Annotated in this window: 24 protein-coding genes and 1 pseudogene; 11 read left to right on the top strand and 14 right to left on the bottom strand. The window is 56.7% G+C overall.

The window, feature by feature from the left end; translation table 11 throughout:
* Nucleotides 1-102: 102 nt before the first annotated feature.
* From CPH80_RS14590 to CPH80_RS23370, 8 genes and pseudogenes are all read left to right on the top strand, one after another.
* Nucleotides 103-657, top strand: a complete 555-nt coding sequence (locus CPH80_RS14590; protein WP_096278900.1) for a carboxymuconolactone decarboxylase family protein — start codon at nucleotides 103-105, stop codon at nucleotides 655-657.
* Between the two features lie 192 nt (nucleotides 658-849).
* Nucleotides 850-1155 (top strand): annotated as a pseudogene (locus tag CPH80_RS14585) (VTT domain-containing protein); the annotation flags it as partial.
* A gap of 227 nt (nucleotides 1156-1382) precedes the next feature.
* Complete coding sequence (locus tag CPH80_RS14580) at nucleotides 1383-2342, top strand: sulfurtransferase (protein ID WP_096278898.1); 960 nt, start codon at nucleotides 1383-1385, stop codon at nucleotides 2340-2342.
* Between the two features lie 11 nt (nucleotides 2343-2353).
* Nucleotides 2354-3568: a YeeE/YedE family protein gene (locus CPH80_RS14575; protein ID WP_096278896.1), complete on the top strand. Its 1215-nt coding sequence runs from the start codon at nucleotides 2354-2356 to the stop codon at nucleotides 3566-3568.
* Between the two features lie 14 nt (nucleotides 3569-3582).
* Nucleotides 3583-3777 (top strand): hypothetical protein, encoded by a 195-nt coding sequence (locus CPH80_RS14570; protein WP_096281648.1) that lies wholly within the window; start codon nucleotides 3583-3585, stop codon nucleotides 3775-3777.
* A gap of 47 nt (nucleotides 3778-3824) precedes the next feature.
* Entirely contained in the window at nucleotides 3825-4523 is a 699-nt protein-coding gene (locus CPH80_RS14565) for an SDR family NAD(P)-dependent oxidoreductase (RefSeq protein WP_096278894.1), read from the top strand.
* A gap of 379 nt (nucleotides 4524-4902) precedes the next feature.
* Complete coding sequence (locus CPH80_RS14560; protein ID WP_157746901.1) at nucleotides 4903-5424, top strand: antitoxin Xre/MbcA/ParS toxin-binding domain-containing protein; 522 nt, start codon at nucleotides 4903-4905, stop codon at nucleotides 5422-5424.
* A complete protein-coding gene (locus CPH80_RS23370) occupies nucleotides 5421-5957 on the top strand; it encodes an RES family NAD+ phosphorylase (RefSeq protein ID WP_096278890.1) in 537 nt (178 codons plus the stop codon). Before CPH80_RS14560 ends, CPH80_RS23370 begins: the two co-directional genes overlap by 4 nt.
* Nucleotides 5958-6327: 370 nt before the next feature.
* Here the strand turns inward: CPH80_RS23370 and CPH80_RS22590 are convergent, their stop codons facing one another.
* The 6 genes from CPH80_RS22590 to CPH80_RS14530 form a co-directional block, all read right to left on the bottom strand.
* On the bottom strand, nucleotides 6328-6606 hold the full coding sequence (locus CPH80_RS22590) for an ADP-ribosylglycohydrolase family protein (RefSeq protein ID WP_264754791.1): 279 nt from the start codon (nucleotides 6604-6606) through the stop codon (nucleotides 6328-6330).
* Nucleotides 6597-7226 carry an ADP-ribosylglycohydrolase family protein gene (locus CPH80_RS14545; protein WP_227520181.1) on the bottom strand — a complete coding sequence of 210 codons (630 nt, stop codon included), beginning with the start codon at nucleotides 7224-7226 and terminating at the stop codon, nucleotides 6597-6599. The genes CPH80_RS22590 and CPH80_RS14545 overlap by 10 nt, the downstream gene beginning before the upstream one ends.
* Nucleotides 7227-7273: 47 nt before the next feature.
* On the bottom strand, nucleotides 7274-7573 hold the full coding sequence (locus CPH80_RS14540) for a hypothetical protein (protein ID WP_227520180.1): 300 nt from the start codon (nucleotides 7571-7573) through the stop codon (nucleotides 7274-7276).
* Between the two features lie 221 nt (nucleotides 7574-7794).
* The gene (locus tag CPH80_RS22585; RefSeq protein WP_227520179.1) at nucleotides 7795-7959 is read right to left on the bottom strand and encodes a hypothetical protein; all 165 of its coding nucleotides are present in this window, start codon (nucleotides 7957-7959) and stop codon (nucleotides 7795-7797) included.
* Between the two features lie 14 nt (nucleotides 7960-7973).
* Complete coding sequence (locus CPH80_RS22580) at nucleotides 7974-8123, bottom strand: hypothetical protein (protein WP_227520178.1); 150 nt, start codon at nucleotides 8121-8123, stop codon at nucleotides 7974-7976.
* A gap of 46 nt (nucleotides 8124-8169) precedes the next feature.
* The gene (locus CPH80_RS14530) at nucleotides 8170-9636 is read right to left on the bottom strand and encodes an aconitate hydratase (protein ID WP_096278888.1); all 1467 of its coding nucleotides are present in this window, start codon (nucleotides 9634-9636) and stop codon (nucleotides 8170-8172) included.
* A gap of 102 nt (nucleotides 9637-9738) precedes the next feature.
* On the opposite strand from CPH80_RS14530, the gene CPH80_RS14525 reads away from it, so the two are divergent.
* Nucleotides 9739-10986, top strand: a complete 1248-nt coding sequence (locus CPH80_RS14525) for an IS256 family transposase (RefSeq protein WP_096278886.1) — start codon at nucleotides 9739-9741, stop codon at nucleotides 10984-10986.
* Here the strand turns inward: CPH80_RS14525 and CPH80_RS14520 are convergent.
* The 8 genes from CPH80_RS14520 to merR all read right to left on the bottom strand — a co-directional run bounded on the left by CPH80_RS14520 (nucleotide 10971) and on the right by merR (nucleotide 19005).
* Nucleotides 10971-11492 (bottom strand): aconitase family protein, encoded by a 522-nt coding sequence (locus CPH80_RS14520; protein ID WP_197703557.1) that lies wholly within the window; start codon nucleotides 11490-11492, stop codon nucleotides 10971-10973. The genes CPH80_RS14525 and CPH80_RS14520 overlap by 16 nt on opposite strands.
* A gap of 288 nt (nucleotides 11493-11780) precedes the next feature.
* Nucleotides 11781-12431, bottom strand: coding sequence for an aldehyde dehydrogenase family protein (locus tag CPH80_RS14515; protein ID WP_218972032.1), 651 nt, complete (start codon nucleotides 12429-12431; stop codon nucleotides 11781-11783).
* The gene (locus CPH80_RS22575; RefSeq protein WP_227520177.1) at nucleotides 12401-12601 is read right to left on the bottom strand and encodes a hypothetical protein; all 201 of its coding nucleotides are present in this window, start codon (nucleotides 12599-12601) and stop codon (nucleotides 12401-12403) included. Before CPH80_RS22575 ends, CPH80_RS14515 begins: the two co-directional genes overlap by 31 nt.
* Before the next feature lie 83 nt (nucleotides 12602-12684).
* Nucleotides 12685-14370 (bottom strand): acetolactate synthase large subunit, encoded by a 1686-nt coding sequence (locus CPH80_RS14510; RefSeq protein ID WP_264754790.1) that lies wholly within the window; start codon nucleotides 14368-14370, stop codon nucleotides 12685-12687.
* A gap of 51 nt (nucleotides 14371-14421) precedes the next feature.
* Nucleotides 14422-16008, bottom strand: a complete 1587-nt coding sequence (locus CPH80_RS14505) for an FMN-binding glutamate synthase family protein (protein ID WP_096278884.1) — start codon at nucleotides 16006-16008, stop codon at nucleotides 14422-14424.
* A 169-nt stretch (nucleotides 16009-16177) separates the two neighbouring features.
* The gene (locus CPH80_RS14500) at nucleotides 16178-17401 is read right to left on the bottom strand and encodes an ADP-ribosylglycohydrolase family protein (protein WP_096278882.1); all 1224 of its coding nucleotides are present in this window, start codon (nucleotides 17399-17401) and stop codon (nucleotides 16178-16180) included.
* A 99-nt stretch (nucleotides 17402-17500) separates the two neighbouring features.
* Entirely contained in the window at nucleotides 17501-18571 is a 1071-nt protein-coding gene (locus CPH80_RS14495; RefSeq protein ID WP_096278880.1) for an ADP-ribosylglycohydrolase family protein, read from the bottom strand.
* Nucleotides 18568-19005, bottom strand: a complete 438-nt coding sequence (gene merR, locus CPH80_RS14490; protein WP_096278878.1) for an Hg(II)-responsive transcriptional regulator — start codon at nucleotides 19003-19005, stop codon at nucleotides 18568-18570. The genes CPH80_RS14495 and merR overlap by 4 nt, the downstream gene beginning before the upstream one ends.
* 73 nt (nucleotides 19006-19078) lie before the next feature.
* Between merR and merT the strand changes: the two genes are divergently transcribed.
* Nucleotides 19079-19429 carry a mercuric ion transporter MerT gene (merT, locus tag CPH80_RS14485; protein ID WP_096278876.1) on the top strand — a complete coding sequence of 117 codons (351 nt, stop codon included), beginning with the start codon at nucleotides 19079-19081 and terminating at the stop codon, nucleotides 19427-19429.
* Nucleotides 19430-19442: 13 nt separating this feature from the next.
* Complete coding sequence (gene merP, locus CPH80_RS14480) at nucleotides 19443-19739, top strand: mercury resistance system periplasmic binding protein MerP (RefSeq protein ID WP_096278874.1); 297 nt, start codon at nucleotides 19443-19445, stop codon at nucleotides 19737-19739.
* Nucleotide 19740 lies beyond the last annotated feature (1 nt).

Below are 19740 nucleotides of genomic sequence, written 5' to 3'. Positions count from 1 at the left end.
TTAAAAGACGTTTAGCGGAAGCAATTGTATATTGAATGATCGCTCAACAACAGGTACGGTGACGAAGTAGCTGAACGATCGCTCATTAGTCTGGAGGTGAACATGACAGATTTTAAAAAGCATGATATAGACAGTGCGCCGGAAGGGTCCAAGCCTTTCCTGGAAAACTCACAGAAGAACATGGGCATGATCCCGGGGCTTCATGCGGTAATGGCGGAGTCACCTCAGGTGCTTGAGGCGTATCAGAAACTGCACCAGCTGGTTCTGGACAGCAGCTTTGACAACGACGAGAAAACCGTGGTCTGGCAAACTATTAACGTCGAGAATGCCTGCCATTACTGCGTGCCCTCGCATACCGGCATTGCCAAAATGATGAAAGTGTCTGATGACATTATCGATGCCTTGCGTGATGAAACGCCGCTGCCCAGCGACAAGCTGGAAGCATTGCGCACCTTCACGCTGGCCGTTATGAACAAACGGGGCAATGTTAGCCAGGATGATCTGGAAGCGTTCTTCAAGGCCGGTTACAAAAACCGCCAGGTGCTGGAAGTCATTATGGTGCTGTCCCAGAAAGTAATGAGTAACTACATCAACCATATCGCCGAAACGCCGGTGGATGAGCCGTTCAAGAAATTTGCCTGGAGCAAGAACCAGTAATGATCGGTCAGACCGCGTGGCGCGTTCCGCGCGGTCTGCAATTTTCCTTCGCCCCTTCCCGCCCTCTACGATACCGGTAGAATACCCGGATGCACCGTCCAAAATGGGTTTTCCGAGTTTCCGTGTTAGTCATCGTCGCGCTCCTGATGGCGGTGATTTGGCTGGTGCTTCGCCAGCTGGGCGATAACCCGGGGTTCCCAGCGCTTTCTGTTCGTTGCGGTGATGTTGACCCGCTTGATTCCGCTGTTTTCGTTTGCCCTGATCAGTTACGCAGCCGGTGTCACTGCGATCTCGCTCTGGCGTTACGCGCTCGCGACAACCATCGGGATGTTACCCATGGCCTTCGTGTTTGCCGGACTGGGCCACAGTTTTGAACTCAATGCGATGCTGACGGTCGTGGCCGCTGCCGTCATTCTGGTGGTCATGAGCACCCTGCCGTTGTATCTCGGCAGACGCCCGCACTCCCGGCTGGCCCGCTGGCTGCATCTGGATACTTAGGGAGGCTCTGAACCTGCGAGCTAACTTTTCCGAATTCCGTTAGTCATTGATCGTCAAAAACCGCCCATTAAAAAGCCGCTATTTCTCATAATAGCGGCTTTTGTCGCTTATCGGATAAAAAATCCAGAGATTTCCTTATAACAAAACGCAATAGATAGGGCTCTATGCATTCCAGAGAATTACAACCATAATGGTCGCTCAAGAATTATCAGCAGAGGAGTAGCACCATGGTTCGGATTTTGGTAGTGGTTTTGGCTTTTGCCGCCAGTTCGCTGGCAATGGCTGAAAGCGACAGAACGCCGCCTCTGGTGGATGCCAGTTGGCTGGACACTAATCTCAATCAGGGTAATCTGGTGATGCTGGACGTTCGTTCCAGCATCGATAACGGTGGTGACCGCAGCAGTTTCCAGAAGGCCCACATTCCAGGATCTGTGTACAGTAGCTACACTGGGGATGGTTGGCGTGAAAGCCGGGATGGCGTGGCTGGCCTCCTGCCACCGGTTACCAGCCTGGAGCGCCTGATTGGTGGCCTCGGGATCAGTAATGACGATGTCGTTGTCATTGTCCCCGCCGGTACTGGCGCGACGGATTTTGGCAGCGCCGCCCGGGTATACTGGACCTTCCGGGTGTTGGGCCATAATGACGTTACCATTCTCAATGGCGGTTTTGCTGGCTGGCAGGCCGCCGGTTTCGAGGTGGCCAGCGGTGAGAGTGGTCAGGGTGCGGTGACCGAATTCAAAGGGTCACTCCAGCGGAATCTGATTGCTTCACTGGAGGAAGTAGAGGAGGCCCGGGGCACCCAGGCCCAGCTGGTAGATGCACGCCCTTCGGATTATTTCCGGGGTGAAAACAAGTCGCCAGCGGTCAAGGCACTGGGCACGATTCCCGGTTCACGAAGCCTGCCCCATGGGGACTTTTTGGGTGAACGCGGTCAAGTCTGGTATCTCAACCAGGCCAGTATCACCGAACGGGTAAACCAGGCCGAACTGAACCCCGGCACCCGCACCATCGCGTTCTGCAACACTGGCCATTGGGCCGCCACAGACTGGTTTGTATTGAGTGAGTTGGCCGGGTTTGAAGAGGTTGCCCTCTACGATGGCTCCATGGCGGAATGGTCTCAGGACAGCAATCGTCCGCTCCAGGTTGCCAAAAAAGGATTGGGTAAAGTTCTGGACTGGTTTAACTGAGAGGCGACGTAATGACTGATTCCGCAGTTCTGCAGCCCAGTATTCAACAGCCGGTATGGCAGGTGGATCGCTTTATTGTATCAACCGCCCTGGTTGGCCTTGCCCTGTTGGGTGGCCTGATCTGGCTGGAAACGGCGCCGTTCATGGTGGCACTGTTTGTGGTGGGCACGGTGCTTGGCATGGCGCTCTACCATGGAGCTTTTGGCTTCACTGCCGGTTGGCGCAATCTGGTGGTGAAAAAGCGCGGTGCCGGCATGCGGGCCCAGTTACTGCTGTTCGGCGTGACCTCATTGATCATGGTGCCCATGCTGCACAGTGGCCAAGAAGGTCTGGTGGGTGCGGTGGCGCCGGTAGGTACCTCTCTGGTTTTGGGCTCTTTCCTGTTTGGTATGGGAATGCAACTGGGTGGTGGCTGTGGCTCCGGCACCCTGTTCACCGTTGGTGCCGGTAATATACGGATGGTGGTGACGCTGGTGTTCTTTATCGCCGGTACCGTTCTCGGTTCCATTCATCTGCCCTGGTGGCTGGATCAGCCAGGGTTCGATCCGGTGCCACTGGTCAACACCTTCGGCGTCAGCGGCGCGATCCTGGTGCAGTTTGTCGCGCTCGGGCTGCTTGCCTGGTGGGTCAACCGCATTGAGCGCAAGGCCCATGGCTCAATTGAACGGGATGAACTGCTGTGGAAAAGCCAACACCACGGCGTGCTGAGAACGTTGCTCAGTGGCCGCTGGCCATTTACTTGGGCGATCCTGATTCTGGCCGCTGGCAATGCCCTCACCCTCGCCATCGGTGGCGCACCCTGGAGCATTACCTTCGCGTTTAACGTCTGGGGTGCCAAGACGCTGGAGGTGGTAGGTGTGAACATGTCCCAGTTCGAATTCTGGCAATGGGACTACCCGGCTATGGCTCTCAAGGATTCAGTGCTCACCAACATCCCATCGGTAATGAACTTCGGATTGCTGCTCGGTGCCATGCTCGCGGCGGGCCTGGCTAACCGCTTCAATGAAGCCAGTCGCAACAGGCCCGAAGGCCGGCAGTTTCTGGCCTCAGTGGTGGGCGGATTGCTGCTCGGCTATGGCGCCAGGCTGGGCTTTGGATGCAACATCGGGGCGCTGTTTTCTGGCATTGCCTCGGCCAGCCTGCATGCCTGGGTATGGTTCGCCAGCGCCTTCGTCGGGTCGTTGATTGGTATCCGGCTACGGCCCTGGTTCCGGTTGCCAAACTGATGCGGGAGAAAACGATGGAACGAGCCTACAATCGCACCCGTATCCTGTTGATTCTCGCAATGATTTTGGCGCTGATCTTGGTGGATCATCTGAACAGTCCAACCTATGCATTTAATTCCGGGCAGGGTAACGTAGAGACGGCGTTAAACCAGAGGGACGAAACGGCTTGCGCGCCTTGTGGAGCACCTTGCCCCTCAACACGAGACTGACCAGTTCCTGACAAACTAGCCGGTGTGACCGACGAGAGAGACAGCAGATGAACAAGGTATGTGTTGTTATGGGTGTTGGGCCAGGCAACGGCGAGGCCTTTGTGCGGCGTTTCAGCGCCGAGGGCTTTCAGGTGGCGATGCTGGCCCGTAGCCAAGACTATCTGAAGCAGCTGGAGCAATTGGTCACCGGCGCCCGTGCCTTTGTGTGTGACATGATGGAACCAGAGCAGATCACCGCAGTGCTGGCCGCAGTCGATAGCGAGCTCGGGCCGGTTTCGGTGATGATGTATAACGCCGGCGGCGGTGTCTTCAAGAACGTGGAAGAGGCCAGCCTAGAAGACTTCGAGGCCAACTGGCGCATCAATGTACAGGGCCTGGTGGCGGCCACCAAAGCAGCGCTGCCTCAGCTGCGCCAGCATGAAACCGCCAGCATTATCATCACCAGTGCCTCAGCGGCGACCCGGGGTCGAGCCAATACCGCACCCTTTGCCTCGGCCAAAGCCGCCCAGCGCAGTCTGGTCCAGTCAATGGCGCGCCAGCTTGGGCCGGAGAAGATCCATGTGGCCAATGTGGTGATTGATGGCGTGGTGGACCTGCCTCGTACCCGCGAGTGGCTCGCGGGCAAGCCGGACGATTTCTTCGTGAAACCTGCAGCCGTGGCTGATGCCGTCTGGAATCTCTGCCAGCAGGATCCCTCAGCCTGGACCTTCGAGCTGGATATCCGACCGTTCGGGGAAACTTGGTAAGGGGTGCCCGTGACTCGCGAAGCGGTTTGTCGGGGTTGAAAATAAGCGAATAGCCAACTTATCAGGGCCTGGACCTTTAGATTATGGATGTCGCCAGTGGTCGGCCTTTGCTTGGTGCCAGTCGCTGGCCCAGGCACTCGGTGCACAGTTGGTGTGCAAGAGGCAGCCCTCATCAATACAGGGATAAAGCTCGGCATAGTTCATAACACTGCCTTGATTGACCCGCCGATTAATATCCGCGGGCTCCAGATCTTCCATCGCGCTTTTCCCGGCCCGGCCCAAAGGACTTGTGGTACCGCTCGTGGTTTCCTCGTCGTTCCTTTTTGGCGTAATTTGTACTATTATCATGGAGTACTTGCTACGTTTTCCTGGAGGGATTATGAGTACTCAGCTAGAAACGGACACCGCTAGCGGGCAGTATGTGACAATTCAGCTAGAAGACTCTGAAGATAATCGAAAGGCAGTAGTGATCGGCAGCATAGACGACCTATTGCGGTTTCGAGTCGGAAATGCGAAGGCTCGGCCGGTCTCTCGTATAGTTACTGCTGAGCTAATATCCAGGGCCCCGGCATCAGGTGGAGCTCTACACGCCATAGCGAAAGCGATTCCTCGGGATGTAGTTGCCGGCTCGCTGGATATCAACCCGACCAATCTCTCAAAACTCTATCGGCGGAAAGCGCTTTCGCGCACGCAAACGGAAGAATTGGATAACCTTACCCAGGTATGGACAGACGCTCTCCAAGGGTTGTTTGAGGGGGATAAGGAGCTAATGGCCCGTTGGCTGGATTCGCCGGTACCGGCGCTCAACCTAAATACCCCTCGTCAGCTAATGAGTTCGCTATCTGGCCGACGCGTGCTGGAGGGTTTCATTCAGGATATTCAGTACGGAGACTACTCTTGATCTTGTTCAAATCAGCGAACAAGAAGTTCGTCGACAAGCTGGCAGACTACAAAAAGGCCAGGAGTTATCGCGAAGGAGCGCGATGGAACAGTGCCAGCATCCCAGTCCAATACTTCAGCAGCAATGTCCAAAACGCGATGCTCGAATTGAGCAATTATATGCCAGACCCGTTGGTGGCGAACAAACTCAACGTTATGGGTGTATACGAATCGCCTTCATTGAGACTGCACCATATAACCCCTGAAGAATTACCGGATGGGTGGCACCTTTACCCGTACCCTTCTGCCACCCAGTTTTTAGGTGACCGCTACCTCCTCGATGAGCGGTTTGATGGTTTTGTAGTACCTTCTTGTGCAATAAATACTGACCTGGCAGAGTCGAATCACAATGAAGTTCGAAACTGCATATATGCCAACATTGTTCTAAACCCCGAGAGGCCTTCGGTCCAACAAATTCGCCTAATGAATTATTGCAGTCCTATATACTCCAATCGGTCGTTCAACGGACCCAAGAAAAAAAGCGGGAAACGCTAGGGAAGCGCTGGTGTTCGGCGCAGTTTTCCGGAGCGGTGCCCTGGCTGTAATGCTCGAACCAGCGCCGCAGGTAAATCTCGGTGTAAGGGTCCCGATCGCCAAGAGAGAAACCAAAGTTACTGTAACTGGTCTGGTCCGGTAAAAGCGGGCGTGTTGATGGAGTATGTCGTAGGGACGCCCGGAAGCCTCGGCCTTCTCCAGGTCCGGTTGATAGGTCATGCCCAGCATGAAGGCATCCGGATGGGGGTGCGGGGCCGGAAAATACCGGTCTATGCCCCCGGGAAACCGCTCACGAATGCGTTCGGTTGAACAGAACCAATGCACCGGCATGGCAAGCGCATCGCCGATGAAGGCGCCCTAGAGCGCATTCTCAATGCGCCGGACAACCGGATTGTTCATGGTTCTGCTCTTTCGGTGTCCAGGTTTGGTTAACCAGTGCCTCAATATCCGTGAGGATCGCAGGGGCATCGGTTACCCGGGCCAGCCAGCTCAGAGGAATGCCGCGTTCCCCGCCAACGCCGTGCAGGACTGCCATCGCCGGCCCGATGATCCAGGCCCGCCCGCAGGAATCACCCCCGCAATGGATATTGGCGCGAACGGCCTCAGTAAAGCTGTCGGCATGGCTCAGGATATGAAAGATCACCGGCATGGCTTCGCCCAGGTAGCAGGTGCGTCCGTAGGTGTCGCCGGCACCTGGCGCGTCCAGCGAGGAACCGGAACGGGCGTTTGCCAGGCTTTGCGGACCGGTTCCGCCAGTTGATCGCCGCTCAGGTGCCGGGTGTAGGGTAAAACTTTCTGCACCAGCAAACGCTTCTGTTTGTCTGTCAGTTCGGTGGTGGTTGTCGACCTGGCCTGTTCAATGGCGTTCTGTTCGATGGTGTTCAAGTTATCCAGAGTGACTCGGGTCGGGTTATCGATATAACCCTGCCAGCGGCCGCCGGGGCCAAAGAAAGCGCGAAAGCGCCGCTGATAATCACGGACATCCAGAGCCCCTTCATTGGCCAGCAGGCTATCTGTCAGCACCCCTGTGGCTGCGCCATAGTGACTGACGTCACCAGGCTGTTTACCTTCATGGGCAAAGTAACCGAATCCACCTTTGAAATAGTCGGCCTTCGGCGGCAGGAATTCGGGTGACTGGCCGCCAACCTCAAGAATGCGCTGGCTGTCATACAACCAGTGCAGGCCCAGGCTGGCTGCGTCCGCGACCCAACCGCCAGCAAGGGCGTTGATGATACGTGAGCGTTGCTCTGACTTTGATTGATGACTCATGCGGATACCTCCTGATGGCACAGTTTTGTAGGCGAGGATGAACAGTCTCAGAACCTGACTTTCATAAGATTGCTTTGTGCTCTTTTAATCAGCTCGCGATCGGTCATTGCTCCGAACCTGACCGTTTCCTCCCATCGCTTACGTCCATTGTGTTCTGCAGAACGGTGAAATAACAGGAGTTGGCCATCCACGATCTTGAAGTTCGTGGGATCAATGGGTTCGCTTCGGCCCATGGCGAGATTGTAAGGGCAGTGATTGGGGAAAGCCGGTGCGAAATTCTCGGGTGCAGCGTCAAAAATTCTCTTTTCTTTGCCATTGGTAAACCAGTAGGTCGTTCCTTGATCCAAGGAACAGCTTTGGCTCGTTCATGGCGGAGTACCGGTTTTAGAACCACCCGATGCGTTGGATTCCGGCTTCATGTCGGCGAGAAACTTTTGGAATGGCTCTGATTGCTGCAGAAGCTCCCCGCCAAGCGCGATCAGAGCGTCGACTTCATCAGCGTCCAGCGCCGCCGTGGGGAGCCCGTGATACTTCTCCCGCCTGGCAAGATCCTCAACCTGATTGAATGTCAGGGTTGTAAAGTAGACATTAACAGGGGACGTTTCGGGTGGACTGCGGCGGTTGAGGCTTTCACCGGAATAACCAGTACTTTTTCGACCTTATCGAGGGCCGTTTCGGTAAAAGCACCGGCCATGCGTTTAACATCGCCACGATGGGCGATCGGGCTCATCATGGAGCCCCGCACCCCTATGTTGTCGGTAATTCCACCGTCGGCCAGTTGCGACGCAGGAAGCGCTCACCGAAATCCTCAAACAGTCTATCCCCGAACAGACCATAGTAGGCAGCGGTATAGCTGCCGCCGGAAACTGCGGAAATCACATCGACCTGATCCAGCAACCGGGTGCTTGCGCCGAAATTTGTGACCTGGCTATCGTCGGGGCCACTAAAATCGCTCTCGCATCCAGTTGATGAGGCCGCCGGCCAGCAATAGGTCCACTTGGCGCGGGGACAACGCGTGCTCCAGCACCAGCTCGTTGCCGTTGGTCAGGCGCGCGCATAGGCGGGCTCCCTTTTGCAGCGCCTGCCGAAGATCGGCGAAATGCAGTCTTTCGCCCTGCTCAAGGTGGTCGTAGTCGCCGGGATCGGCAAAGGTCAGCGGCAGTACGCCGAAGTTCACCAGGTTCTGCCAGTGAATGCGGGCGAATTTCTTGGCGATGACTACCCGCAGACCCAGGTAGCGCGGAGCAAGCGCGGCGTGCTCACGCGAGCTGCCTTGGCCGTAGTTGTCCCCGCCCACGATGGCGTGATCTCCCGTTTCTTCAGCACGCTGCGGGTAAGTCTTGTCTACCTTATCGTAGACGAAGCGGCTGATCTGCGGAATATTGGAGCGGAACGGCAGCACTTCGGCGCCGGCGCGTAGGATTTCATCGGTGGAAATGTCGTCGCCGACCTTAAGCAATATGGGCAATTCCAGGGTGTCGGGCAGCCCCTCGAACTCCGGCAGCGAGGCAATATTGGGGCCCTTGATCAGCTCGATCTTCCGGGCATCCTCTTTCGTGGGCGGCGGTTGCAGCAGATCCTCGTTAATGATGGGATCGTCCGGCTCGGTCACATGAGGGTAGGCGAAATCAAGATCCCGCGGATCGGTGATCTCGCCTTTTAGCGCGCTCGCGGTCGCGGTCTCGGGGCTGCACAGGAAGACCGAGTCCTCTTCGGTACCGGAGCGCCCCGGGAAATTGCGTGGTACGGTGCGCAGGGAGTTGCGGCCGGACGCTGGCGCCTGTCCCATGCCGATGCAGCCGTTGCAGCCGGCCTGGTGCAGCCGGGCGCCGCTGTGGATCAGGTGTGCGAGATGGCCTTCGCGGATCAGCGTCTCCAGGAGCGAGCGCGACGTCGGGTTGATGTCGAACGACACCGCCGGGTCCACCCTGCGCCCGGCCACCATCATCGCAGGCATGGCAAAGTCTCGGTAGCCCGGGTTGGCGGAGGAGCCGATATAGGCTTGGTAAAGCGACTGCCCGGCAACCTCGCGCACCGGCACCACATTGCCCGGCGAGGTGGGTTTGGCGATTAATGGCTCCAGCTCGGACAGCTCAATGGATTCGTGAACGTCGTAGTCGCAGCCCGGGTCTGCCGTCAGCTCGGTGAAGTCCGCTTCACGCTTTTGGGTTTTCAGGAAACGGCGTATTTCGTCGTCAGCGGGAAACACCGTGGTGGTGGCGCCTAGCTCGGCGCCCATGTTGGCGATCACATGTCGATCCATAGCCGACAGATTAGCCAGGCCGGGGCCATAGTACTCAATGATCCGGCCCACGCCACCGTTCACGCCATGCCGACGCAGCATCTCCAGGATTACGTCCTTGGCCGACACCCAGTCGTTCAGCGCGCCGGTCAGTTTGACCCCCCAGATCTCGAGTTATGGTTATAACTGGTGTTTAAGGATTTGAAAAGAAGCGGCGTATCTGGTTGATTGGTAATCGCCAAACAACCCACCCACCAGAGGGACGCCACCATGACGAAGAGTAACGTGATCGACCTGGCAGGTCGAGAAGAGGACAAGGATCCATTGACTGCATTGCTGCGAACAGGAGCCAGGACACTCATTCATAACGCTGTAGAAGCGGAACTGAAAGAGGTCCTGGAAAGCCACCGTGATCGACGCCTGGAAGACGGCAGAGCCGGCGTGGTTCGCAACGGCTATCAGCCTGAACGCCAGCTCCAGACCGGCATTGGTCCGGTGACTGTGCGGATCCCGAAAGTGCGGGCCAAGACGGGTGAACCAGTGACATTCCGCTCTGCTCTGGTGCCGCCCTATGTACGGAAGACGAAGTCACTCGAGGCGGCGCTCCCGTGGCTCTATCTCAAAGGCATCTCAACCGGTGAGATGAGCGAAGCGCTGGAAGTGCTGGTCGGGCCGCAAGCCCGTGGCCTGTCAGCCGCTACGGTGGCTCGCCTGAAGAAAACCTGGGGGCAAGAGTACAGCACCTGGCGTGACAGTCCGCTGGATCGGGACAAGTGGGCCTATATCTGGGCAGATGGCGTCTACAGTGGCCTGCGTAGCCAGGAAGACAAGCTGTGCGCGCTGGTTATCATCGGCGTCAACGAACATGGCCAGAAACGCCTGCTGGCTGTCGAAGACGGTGTCCGTGAATCCACCCAGAGCTGGCGGGAAGTCCTTCTCAAGCTCAAGGGCCGCGGTATGAACGTACCGAAGCTGGCCATCGGTGACGGTGCCATGGGCTTCTGGGCCGCGCTTGAGGAAGTCTACGGCAAGACCCGTCAGCAGCGCTGCTGGATGCACAAGACCATGAACATCCTGAACTGCCTGCCGAAGTCGTCGCAGCCAAAGGCGAAGGGGATGCTGCACGAGATCTGGCAGGCAGAGACCCGAGCTGCAGCGGAGAAAGCCTTCACGCTGTTCGTTCACACGTATGAGGCGAAATACCCAAAGGCGACCCGCAAGCTGCAGACTGATCATGACGAGCTTCTGGCCTTCTACGATTTCCCTGCCATGCACTGGCAGAGCCTGCGCACGACCAACCCGATCGAATCGACCTTCGGCACCATTCGCCACAGAACGAAGCGCTCGAAGGGTTGTCTGAGCCGTGACGGCATGCTGCATATGATGTTCAAGCTGGGTCAGTGCGCGGAGCAGAAATGGAGACGCTTGCGCGGCTATCAATCGCTGGGCCAGGTCATTGCTAACGTGAAGTTCAAGGACGGTATTGAAGAGTCCGAATCAGATCAGAAGGTCGCTTGATGAAATTCTTTGAACACCACTATTGACCATAACTCCCAGATCTCGGGCATCTTGGTGTAGAGTGGTTCGCCGGCCATAGCCATGGCCACCTCCAGGCCGCCGGCGCCGATCGCCAGCATGCCCATGGAGCCTGCTGCGGGGGTGTGACTGTCCGAACCCAGGAGTGTCTTGCCGGGTTTACCGAAACGCTCCATGTGCACTGCGTGGGAGACGCCGTTGCCGGCACGGGAGAACCACACCCCAAAGTGTTGACAGGCGCTGTACAAGAACAAGTGATCGTCGGGATTCTTATGATCTTCCTGGATCAGGTTGTGATCCACATACTGGGCCGACAGTTCGGTCCTGACCCGATCTAGGCCCATGGCCTCCAGTTCCAGCATCACCAGGGTGCCGGTGGCATCCTGGGTCAGGGTCTGGTCGATTTTTAAAGCGATTTCGGTGCCCGGTATCATCTCGCCGTCGACGAGGTGATTGCGTATTAGTTTCTGTGCGACATTGTCGGTCATTGGTTTTTCTCCCTTTGATGTTGACGAATGCAAACTCGTTGGGATGTGGTGAAATCCCTAATAGCGGGGATCATGCATGGACTCGGCAATGGCTTGGGTGATGCGTTGTGAAACGGCGCGGATCTCGCAAACCAAATGCTTCACGCTCTTCACGAGTATAGACGGTTGACATGTTGGTGGCTGGATTTGTCAGTAGCGCTTTTCCATAAAGTTGATTCATGTTTGAGCCTTGTCATGTGCGTGGTGCAGGCGGGTGCCCGTGGTGCTGATCATGCGTGCCTGGAACGATTACAATCCCGGACTCTTGATGACCATCAATTTTTCTCGTGTCATTTCGTGTATCGAGTAGGGAATGCTGCCCATGCCCAGGCCCGAGCTGCCCCGTCCACCAAAAGGCATCCAGTCGACACGAAACGCAGTATGGTCGTTTACCATGACGGCGGTGGCGTTGAGTTTGCGCACGCTATCCATGGCCACATCGAGATCACGAGTAAAAACGGCGGTCTGGTCGCTGGCCGGATCACCCACGGTGAGTTTATCGGCCAGTGCCACCAGCGCGGTTGCGAGCGCATCACAGTCATCCTCATGCACAAAGACCTTTTGTACCGATACGCAGACTTGGCCCGCGTGATAAAAACCGCCTTTAACCAACAACGGCAGCATGGCATCAAAATCGGCGTTTATATCGGCAATGACGGGGGCCACGCCACCGTGTTCAAGCGCGCAACCGGTGCCGGGTGCCAACTGGGAGCGCAGGTGCCAGCCGACGCTGGAGGAGCCGATAAACGACAGGAAGCCGACCCTTGGATCGGTTGCCAATTGTTGCGCTGTGTCATTATCGCAGATGACGGCCTGACACCAATCTTCCGGCATGCCGGCTTCTTTTAGTAACGCGACAAACGCCAGGTTCAAGGGATGGTTAAACGCACTGATGGACACCACCACACCAATGGGTTCTCGGGCGGTGAAGGCAATGCGGTTTGCGTGAGTGATTCCACCCGTTCCGGCATTAGCGCAACCGCGCGCTCGAGGATTTCAATACGGTGATGGCGCGCCAGCCAGCGCGACTGATCTTGAAACAGTTGATGCGCCCTAGCCAGGGCACCCATGACCGTTTACGCCGAGTCCATGGGGATCTCGCGGATCACGCATTGATCATATGGCCGCAACACTTGCAAGCTGTTGGTTGTGTTCACAGTTGGCATGTTTTCTCCTTAAGCATGACGTTGAGGATTTCATGATTGAGTGAGTAATCCACGGGCAGTTCAATGACGTGAACCCCGGTAGACGTCAAGCAGGTGTCCAGAGTTTGTTGAAAGTGCTCATCGTTTTGTATCCGGTAGCCGTGGGCGCCGTAACTTTGGGCGTAAGTAACAAAATCCGGGTTGGCGTAATCCAGGCCAAAATTGTCAAAACCCATGGCATGCTGTTTCCATTTAATCATGCCGTAGGCATTGTCGTTGACGATGATCACCACGAGATTAAGCTTCAGGCGAACAGCGGTTTCCAGCTCCTGCGAATTCATCATGAAACCGCCATCACCACAAACAGCCACGACTTGAGTATTGGGGTACAACATTTTAGCCATCATGGCGCTGGACAAGCCCGCGCCCATCGTAGCCAGTGCATTATCCAGCAGCATGGTGTTGGGGGAATAACATTTGTAGTTGCGGGCAAACCATATTTTGTAAACGCCGTTATCCAGGCTAAGCACTGCATCTTCCGCCAGGGTTTCTCGCAGCACATGTACTAAACGTTGCGGCAGCATCGGGAACCGGGTATCGAAAAAATACTTCGAAAGATGCTGGTCTACTTCTGTTTTGATGGTTTTGAAAAAGGACAAGTCCCAATGTTGTTTGTTTTTAATAAGCCTCGCCAGTTGTTGCACGGAAAAGGCGATATCCCCCACCACGTTGAGCTGGGGAAAGTACACCGCGTCCACCTCGGCGGGTGAGAAATTCACATGAAGTACTTGCTGGCCGTCATGCTCCATAAAGAACGGTGGCTTTTCCACCACATCGTGGCCCACATTGATAATCAGATCCGCCCGGTCAATGGCGCAATGCAGAAAATCGTGGTCGGACAAGGCGGCTGATCCCAGATACAGTGGGTGGCGTTCGTCGACAACACCCTTGCCCATTTGGGTCGTGAAAAACGGCATGCCGGTGGCCTCGACGAAAGCCGTCAATGCCTCGCTGACGCGTTTGCGGTTAGCACCCGCACCGATCAGCAGCAGCGGGCTTTTTGCCGCCTCGATCATGCTGGTTGCTTCGCGCAGTACGTCTTGCGTGGCGTGGGGGCGGCGATGACCAATGGGCGGAAAAACCGTCTCCGCGCATTCCTCGTTGGCGATGTCCTCCGGTAATTCCAGATGCACGGCCCCTGGCCTTTCTTCGATGGCCAAGCGAAACGACTCGCGCACCAGTGAGGCAATGGTGTTGCCATTGACAATCTGCTTGGTGAATTTGGTGACCGAGCGCATCAAATCCACCACATCGAGGATTTGAAAGCGACCTTGCTTGCTTGTTTTGATTGGTTTTTGCCCAGTAATCATGAGCATCGGCATGGCGCCCAACTGGGCGAAAGCCGCCGGCGTGATCAGATTGGTTGCGCCAGGCCCAAGGGTTGCCAGGCAGACGCCGGGCTGACCGGTTAAACGGCCATAGGTGGCTGCCATGAACCCCGCGCCTTGTTCATGGCGGGTGAGAATCAAGCGGATGCTCGAGTTCTTTAATGAATTCAGTAAATCGAGATTTTCTTCGCCGGGAACGCCAAAAATGTACTGGACTCCCTCATTTTCCAACGCTTTTACGAATAAGTCAGATGCTTTCATCAGTCTTGCGCGAGATTTTCTGTCGCTGGGCACGTTGTTGGTCATTGGAAATCCTTATTGGTCAGGCTCAGAATTGGAGATCAAGAAAGTGCACTTCTAGCGCCAACTGTACGCAGTTGCCTGATGCCAGTCGCTGGCCCATGAATCCGGCGCGCAGTCCGTATGCAAGAGGCAGCCCTCATCAATGCAGGGATAAAGCTCGGCATAGTTCTTGAAGCTGTCTTGATTGACTCTTCGATTAATATCCTCGGGCTCCAGATCTTCCAGCTGATCCTTGCCCAGGATGCTGAGCAATTCCGCCAGGGCTTCCAGGGAGGAGTGGTGGTAGTTCGCAACCCGCATGCCCTTGTCGGTAACATCCAGCTGTTTGTAGCGGGCGGGGTTCTGGGTGGTGATACCGGTAGGGCATTTGTCAGTATTGCAGCTGCGGGACTGGATGCAGCCCAGTGCCAGCATCATGCCGCGGGCTGAGTTCACGGTGTTGGCCCCGAGAGCCATCATTCGCAAGATATGAAACGCAGAGAAGGCCTTTCCGGAAGCAATAATTCTGATCTTGTCGCGAACACCGATACCTCGTAAGGCATTGTGCACAAAATGTAGGCCATCGCGCAGCGGCATGCCCACCGAGTTTGTCAACTCAACCGGCGCGGCGCCGGTGCCGCCTTCACCGCCGTCTACGGTAATGAAATCCGGCCGCAGGCCGGTTTCCAGCATGGCTTTACAGACACCCAGGAACTCCCGCCGGTTACCTGGACACAGCTTGAATCCCACCGGCTTGCCGCCCGAGAGTTTGCGGAGCTGGGCAACGAACTGCAGCAATTCCACGGGACTGGAGAAAGCCGAGTGCCCGGGTGGTGACAATACATCCTCCCCCATGGGCACCATGCGGATACGGGCAATCTCTTCGGTAAGCTTGGCGGCTGGCAGCAGGCCGCCATGCCCGGGCTTGGCACCCTGAGACAGTTTGATCTCAATCATCTTGACCACATCCTGTGTCGCCTGCTCTGTAAACAGGTCCGGATCGAATACCCCGTCCGGCGTGCGGCAACCAAAATAACCGGTTCCGATTTGCCAGATCAAGTCACCACCGTACTCAAGGTGCCACTCGCTGATCCCACCTTCGCCGGTGTTGTGGGCAAAATTTCCGAGTTTCGCGCCCCGGTTGAGTGCCATCACGGCATTGCGGCTCAGGGCGCCGTAACTCATGGCCGAGATGTTTAACGGGGAGGCCTCATAGGGCCTGGTGCATTCTGGCCCACCAAAAGAAACCCGCAGATTGACCGGGAGGCACTTCTTGGGTGCCAGGGAGTGGTTTACCCATTCGTAACCGTCGCGGTAAACATCGAAGATGGTGCCGAAGGCGCGGGTATCGTCAGCTTTTTTGGCACGCTGATAGGCCAGGCTGCGAAATTCCCGATTGATCGGGGCGCCATCGAGATCGGACTCTACAAAGTACTGCTGCAGCTCCCTGCGAACGGATTCGAACAGGTAACGGAAGTGTCCGATCACCGGGTAGATCTTGAGCAGGGTATGTTTGTTCTGGATCAGATCATGGGCGCCGATCAAAAGCAGCGGCCCGATAAGCAACCAGACCCAGTTCACTCCCGGCCATACAATACCGGCGAGGAGCAATACAGCGCTTAGCACCAGACCTGAAAGAATAAAAATGTGGCGGAACACCATGAGGCAAACCCTGTTTTCTACTGATGAAATTTTTTTGTTGATCACTAGTAAACGACACGCTGTAAGTCTGATTGTTACAGTGAGTCTTCCCCGCCCGTCTCGGCGTTGGCTCTGAGCGTGCGGGTAAGATCACAATCATTCCGATAGCCTAGCGCCCCAGAGGGCATTCTCAATGCGCCGGGCAACCGGGTTGTTCATGGTTCTGCTCCTTCGGTGCCCAGGTTTGGTTAACCAGCGCCTCTATATCAGCAAGTATAGCGGGAGCATCCGTTGTGCGGGCCAGCCAGCTCAGAGGAATGCCGTGTTCCCCGCCGACGCCGTGCTGGGCTGCCATCGCCGGCCCGATGATCCAGGCCCGCCCGCAGGAATCGCCCCCGCAGTGGATATTGGCGCGAACGGCTTCGGTGAAGCTGTTGGCATGGCTCAGGATATGAAAGATCACCGGCATGGCTTCGCCCAGGTAGCAGGTGCGTCCGTAGGTGTCGCCGGCACCTGGCGCGTCCAGCGAGGAACCGGACCGGGCGTTACTCAAGCTTTGCGGGTCTGGTGCCTCCTGGCTGGCGGCGTCGAGAGCCGCTGACATGGGCTCGCCCTGGAGCAGATGGTCCAGAAGTCGCGCTGCGCACCTTGCCCAGGCCACGGCTTCGTCGTTGTGATTGGTCACCCGGACAGCGGCTTCTGTTACCGCCATCAGGTTACTCTGACCACAATAGCTGGCCACCAGTGGTGGCAGTTTGGAAACCGCCGGCAGTTGCATGTCGTCGGCGCCGCTCTCCGGCAGCAGGTGGCGGTCGATGGTTTCGGCAAGATGCACGCCCGCGTCCTGGATCTTCTTCTCCTGATACGTGAGATTGATGGCCTTGCGGACTGGTTCCGCCAGTTGATCGCCGCTCAGGTACCGGGTGTAGGGCATAACCTTCTGAACCAACAAGCGCTTCTGTTTGTCTGTCAGCTCGGTTGTGGTTGTCGACCTGGCCTGCTCAATGGCGTTGTGTTCGATGGTGTTCAGGTTATCCAGAGTGACCCGGGTCGGGTTGTCGATATAACCCTGCCAGCGGCCACCGGGACCAAAGAAAGCGCGAAAGCGCCGCTGATAGTCACGGATATCCAAAGCCCCTTCACTGGCCAGCAGGCTATCGGTTATTACCCCTGTGGCGGCGCCATAGTGACTGACGTCACCAGGCTGTTTGCCTTCATGAGCAAAGTAACCAAATCCACCTTTGAAATAGTCGGCCTTCGGCGGCAGGAACTCCGGTGACTGGCCGCCAACCTCAAGGATGCGCTGGCTGTCGTACAACCAGTGCAAACCAAGACTGGCCGCATCCGCGACCCAGCCGCCGGCAAGGGCGTTGATTATACGTGAGTTGTCTGCGGACTTTGATTCATGATTCATGCGTGTGCCTCCAGATGGCTCGGTTTTTTAAGCGAGGATGAACAGCCTCAGAACTTGATGTTCAGAAGATTGCTTTGAGCCTTATACACAGGCGCAACGTCAATTCTGCATTTGCGAGGCCAGGGTATGGGCCATTTTCTGCAGTTCATCTGCGTGTTCAAGGCCGTCCAGTAACCGCTGGGGAATACCGGCAAGGCCCACCTGCGCGCCCACCAGCGCCCCGGTCAGCATGGCGCGGGACTGATTCTGGCCGCCGCCATTAATGGCATGGAGTACCGCACTTTCGAAATCATCACGGAACCGCGCAGCCAGGTAATAAGCGGCGGGTAACTGATGGTAGAAGGCGCAAGGCATGCCGTAGAGATGGGAGACCTTCCAAGCCGGCTCAATACGGACGTTCTGGTCCCGTGCCATGGCCGCGATATCGGAAGCAGCGTGCAGGGCATCTCTGACAATGTGTCTTCTGGCCCTGAGTGGCAACTCCGGATGATCTGGGGCTGGTTGGCGGGTGGTGACCGGTTCGAAAGCCAGCGCCCCCTCTGCTATCCACTTCATTGGGTGCTGTGAGATGCCCTCATCCAGTGTATCCCCCTGAATCAGCCGCGCCAGAATACAGCCATAGGCAACGCTCATGGAGACCATGGTTTCGCTGCTTTGGGTCAGTGCTGTGTTGTTGGCAATGGCCTGGGACATCAGGGCGGGCTCGACGGCATGGCGCACGGCAATGGCGAGGGTTCGTTCCATGGCCTCGGTGGTGTCGGCGGCGCCGCCAATATCGTGCCACGGGCGCTTCTGAACTACACGCCGATGCCAGGCGTGGCGAATGGATTCACTGGTGTAGTGGCCAGGGCCGCTTTTGGGCTGGCCATCCAGCAACGGGAATAGCTGGTGATCCAGGCGATGGCAGAAATCGGATTCATCGTAGCCGTCGCGTTCAACCAGCGAACGCAGCATCAGTTCCAGAATAAAACCGGCCTGGGCATTCTGCCCGGCTTTCAGGCCGTGATGAAAACGCCCCGGTTTCGGTGTGGTGTAGTCGTTAATCCAGTCACCGTAGGTTTGATGCAGGTCCTTGACGTCATAATACCAGTGTGGGCCAACGCCCAGGGCTTCTCCCACGAACGCGCCCATGATGGCGCCTATGGCGCGATCCTGATGTGTTGCCCTCATTTTTGTACTTCCTCGGTCGGGGCGTCGGGATTGCCTTGCAATGAGTGAATGATTGGGCATCGCTGTGGGTCTGTACTGCAACGGCAACGTTCAACTAGGCTATCCAGAGTGGATTCCATCTGTCGCAAGCCGGCGATCTTGCGTCGCAAATCATCCAGTTTGCGCTCAGCCAGGGCTCGAGCCTCATCACAATGGGCGCCGTCTTCCAGCTTAAGCAGCCCTCCGATTTCATCCAGACTGAATCCCAGCCATTGGGCCGTTCGAATGAAGTGAAGGCGTGCCAATGTCTGGTTGTCGTAATGACGAATGCTGCCATAGGGTTTTTCAGGTTCTGTCACCAACCCCCTGCGCTGGTAATAGCGGATGGTTTCCACCCCCATACCGGCGGCCTTAGCCAAGACTCCAATGGTCATTGAGCGTAGTTTTTTAGACATATGGGTTGATTCCGTAGCTGACTACGGAAGTAACCTTAACGCGGTCATCCATATCATGAAAGGAGCCATTGTAATGTCAGAGTCCAAATCCGGTCGCGGTTCGCTGTTTGCAGGGGGCGTCGCAGCCATTCTGGCATCCGCCTGCTGCCTCGGTCCCCTGGTGTTAATCACGTTGGGCATTTCCGGCGCCTGGATCGGTAACCTGGCCGCCCTGGAACCCTACCGACCATGGTTCATCGGTGCTGCGTTGGTGGCAATGGTTTTTGCCTGGCGTCGGATATACCGGCCTGCGGAGGCCTGTCAGCCGGGCGAGGTCTGCGCGGTACCGCAAGTGCGCACGGCTTATAAGGTCGTTTTCTGGATCGTCGCGCTGCTCATTCTAACCGCGTTGGCGTTTCCCTTTGTCTTACCCCTATTTTACTGAGAGGCAATACACCATGGAAAAATCACTGATCGCCACTGCGTTGTTCCTACTCTTCAGTTTGCCCGCCCTGGCGGCGCAACAAACGGTCACCTTGTCGGTTCCCGGTATGACCTGCTCGGCCTGTCCGATCACCGTTAAAGCCGCTCTCAACCGGGTCGAGGGGGTGAGCGCTGTCGATGTCCGTTATGAAGAACGTGATGCTACGGTCACCTTCGACGATGCGAAAACCTCCGTTGTGGCACTGACTCGGGCCACGACTAACGCAGGCTATCCGTCCACGCTGAAACAAAGCCAGGCGACACAGGAGTAAC

Source organism: Marinobacter sp. LV10R510-11A (assembly GCF_900215155.1).
Taxonomy (GTDB): Bacteria; Pseudomonadota; Gammaproteobacteria; order Pseudomonadales; family Oleiphilaceae; genus Marinobacter.
The sequence above is the reverse complement of the archived record's forward strand: the minus strand, read 5'-3'. Positions and strand labels throughout refer to the sequence as shown.

What these genes read in the sequence shown, in the direction of transcription:
- CPH80_RS14590 (WP_096278900.1), top strand. Translation starts at nt 103, where the DNA reads ATGACAGATTTTAAAAAGCATGATATAGACAGTGCGCCGGAAGGGTCC.
- CPH80_RS14580 (WP_096278898.1), top strand. Translation starts at nt 1,383, where the DNA reads ATGGTTCGGATTTTGGTAGTGGTTTTGGCTTTTGCCGCCAGTTCGCTG.
- CPH80_RS14575 (WP_096278896.1), top strand. Translation starts at nt 2,354, where the DNA reads ATGACTGATTCCGCAGTTCTGCAGCCCAGTATTCAACAGCCGGTATGG.
- CPH80_RS14570 (WP_096281648.1), top strand. Translation starts at nt 3,583, where the DNA reads ATGGAACGAGCCTACAATCGCACCCGTATCCTGTTGATTCTCGCAATG.
- CPH80_RS14565 (WP_096278894.1), top strand. Translation starts at nt 3,825, where the DNA reads ATGAACAAGGTATGTGTTGTTATGGGTGTTGGGCCAGGCAACGGCGAG.
- CPH80_RS14560 (WP_157746901.1), top strand. Translation starts at nt 4,903, where the DNA reads ATGAGTACTCAGCTAGAAACGGACACCGCTAGCGGGCAGTATGTGACA.
- CPH80_RS22590 (WP_264754791.1), bottom strand. Translation starts at nt 6,606, where the DNA reads ATGCCGGTGATCTTTCATATCCTGAGCCATGCCGACAGCTTTACTGAG.
- CPH80_RS14545 (WP_227520181.1), bottom strand. Translation starts at nt 7,226, where the DNA reads ATGAGTCATCAATCAAAGTCAGAGCAACGCTCACGTATCATCAACGCC.
- CPH80_RS22585 (WP_227520179.1), bottom strand. Translation starts at nt 7,959, where the DNA reads ATGATGAGCCCGATCGCCCATCGTGGCGATGTTAAACGCATGGCCGGT.
- CPH80_RS14525 (WP_096278886.1), top strand. Translation starts at nt 9,739, where the DNA reads ATGACGAAGAGTAACGTGATCGACCTGGCAGGTCGAGAAGAGGACAAG.
- CPH80_RS14520 (WP_197703557.1), bottom strand. Translation starts at nt 11,492, where the DNA reads ATGACCGACAATGTCGCACAGAAACTAATACGCAATCACCTCGTCGAC.
- CPH80_RS22575 (WP_227520177.1), bottom strand. Translation starts at nt 12,601, where the DNA reads ATGGGTGCCCTGGCTAGGGCGCATCAACTGTTTCAAGATCAGTCGCGC.
- CPH80_RS14510 (WP_264754790.1), bottom strand. Translation starts at nt 14,370, where the DNA reads ATGACCAACAACGTGCCCAGCGACAGAAAATCTCGCGCAAGACTGATG.
- CPH80_RS14505 (WP_096278884.1), bottom strand. Translation starts at nt 16,008, where the DNA reads ATGGTGTTCCGCCACATTTTTATTCTTTCAGGTCTGGTGCTAAGCGCT.
- CPH80_RS14500 (WP_096278882.1), bottom strand. Translation starts at nt 17,401, where the DNA reads ATGAATCATGAATCAAAGTCCGCAGACAACTCACGTATAATCAACGCC.
- CPH80_RS14495 (WP_096278880.1), bottom strand. Translation starts at nt 18,571, where the DNA reads ATGAGGGCAACACATCAGGATCGCGCCATAGGCGCCATCATGGGCGCG.
- merR (WP_096278878.1), bottom strand. Translation starts at nt 19,005, where the DNA reads ATGTCTAAAAAACTACGCTCAATGACCATTGGAGTCTTGGCTAAGGCC.
- merT (WP_096278876.1), top strand. Translation starts at nt 19,079, where the DNA reads ATGTCAGAGTCCAAATCCGGTCGCGGTTCGCTGTTTGCAGGGGGCGTC.
- merP (WP_096278874.1), top strand. Translation starts at nt 19,443, where the DNA reads ATGGAAAAATCACTGATCGCCACTGCGTTGTTCCTACTCTTCAGTTTG.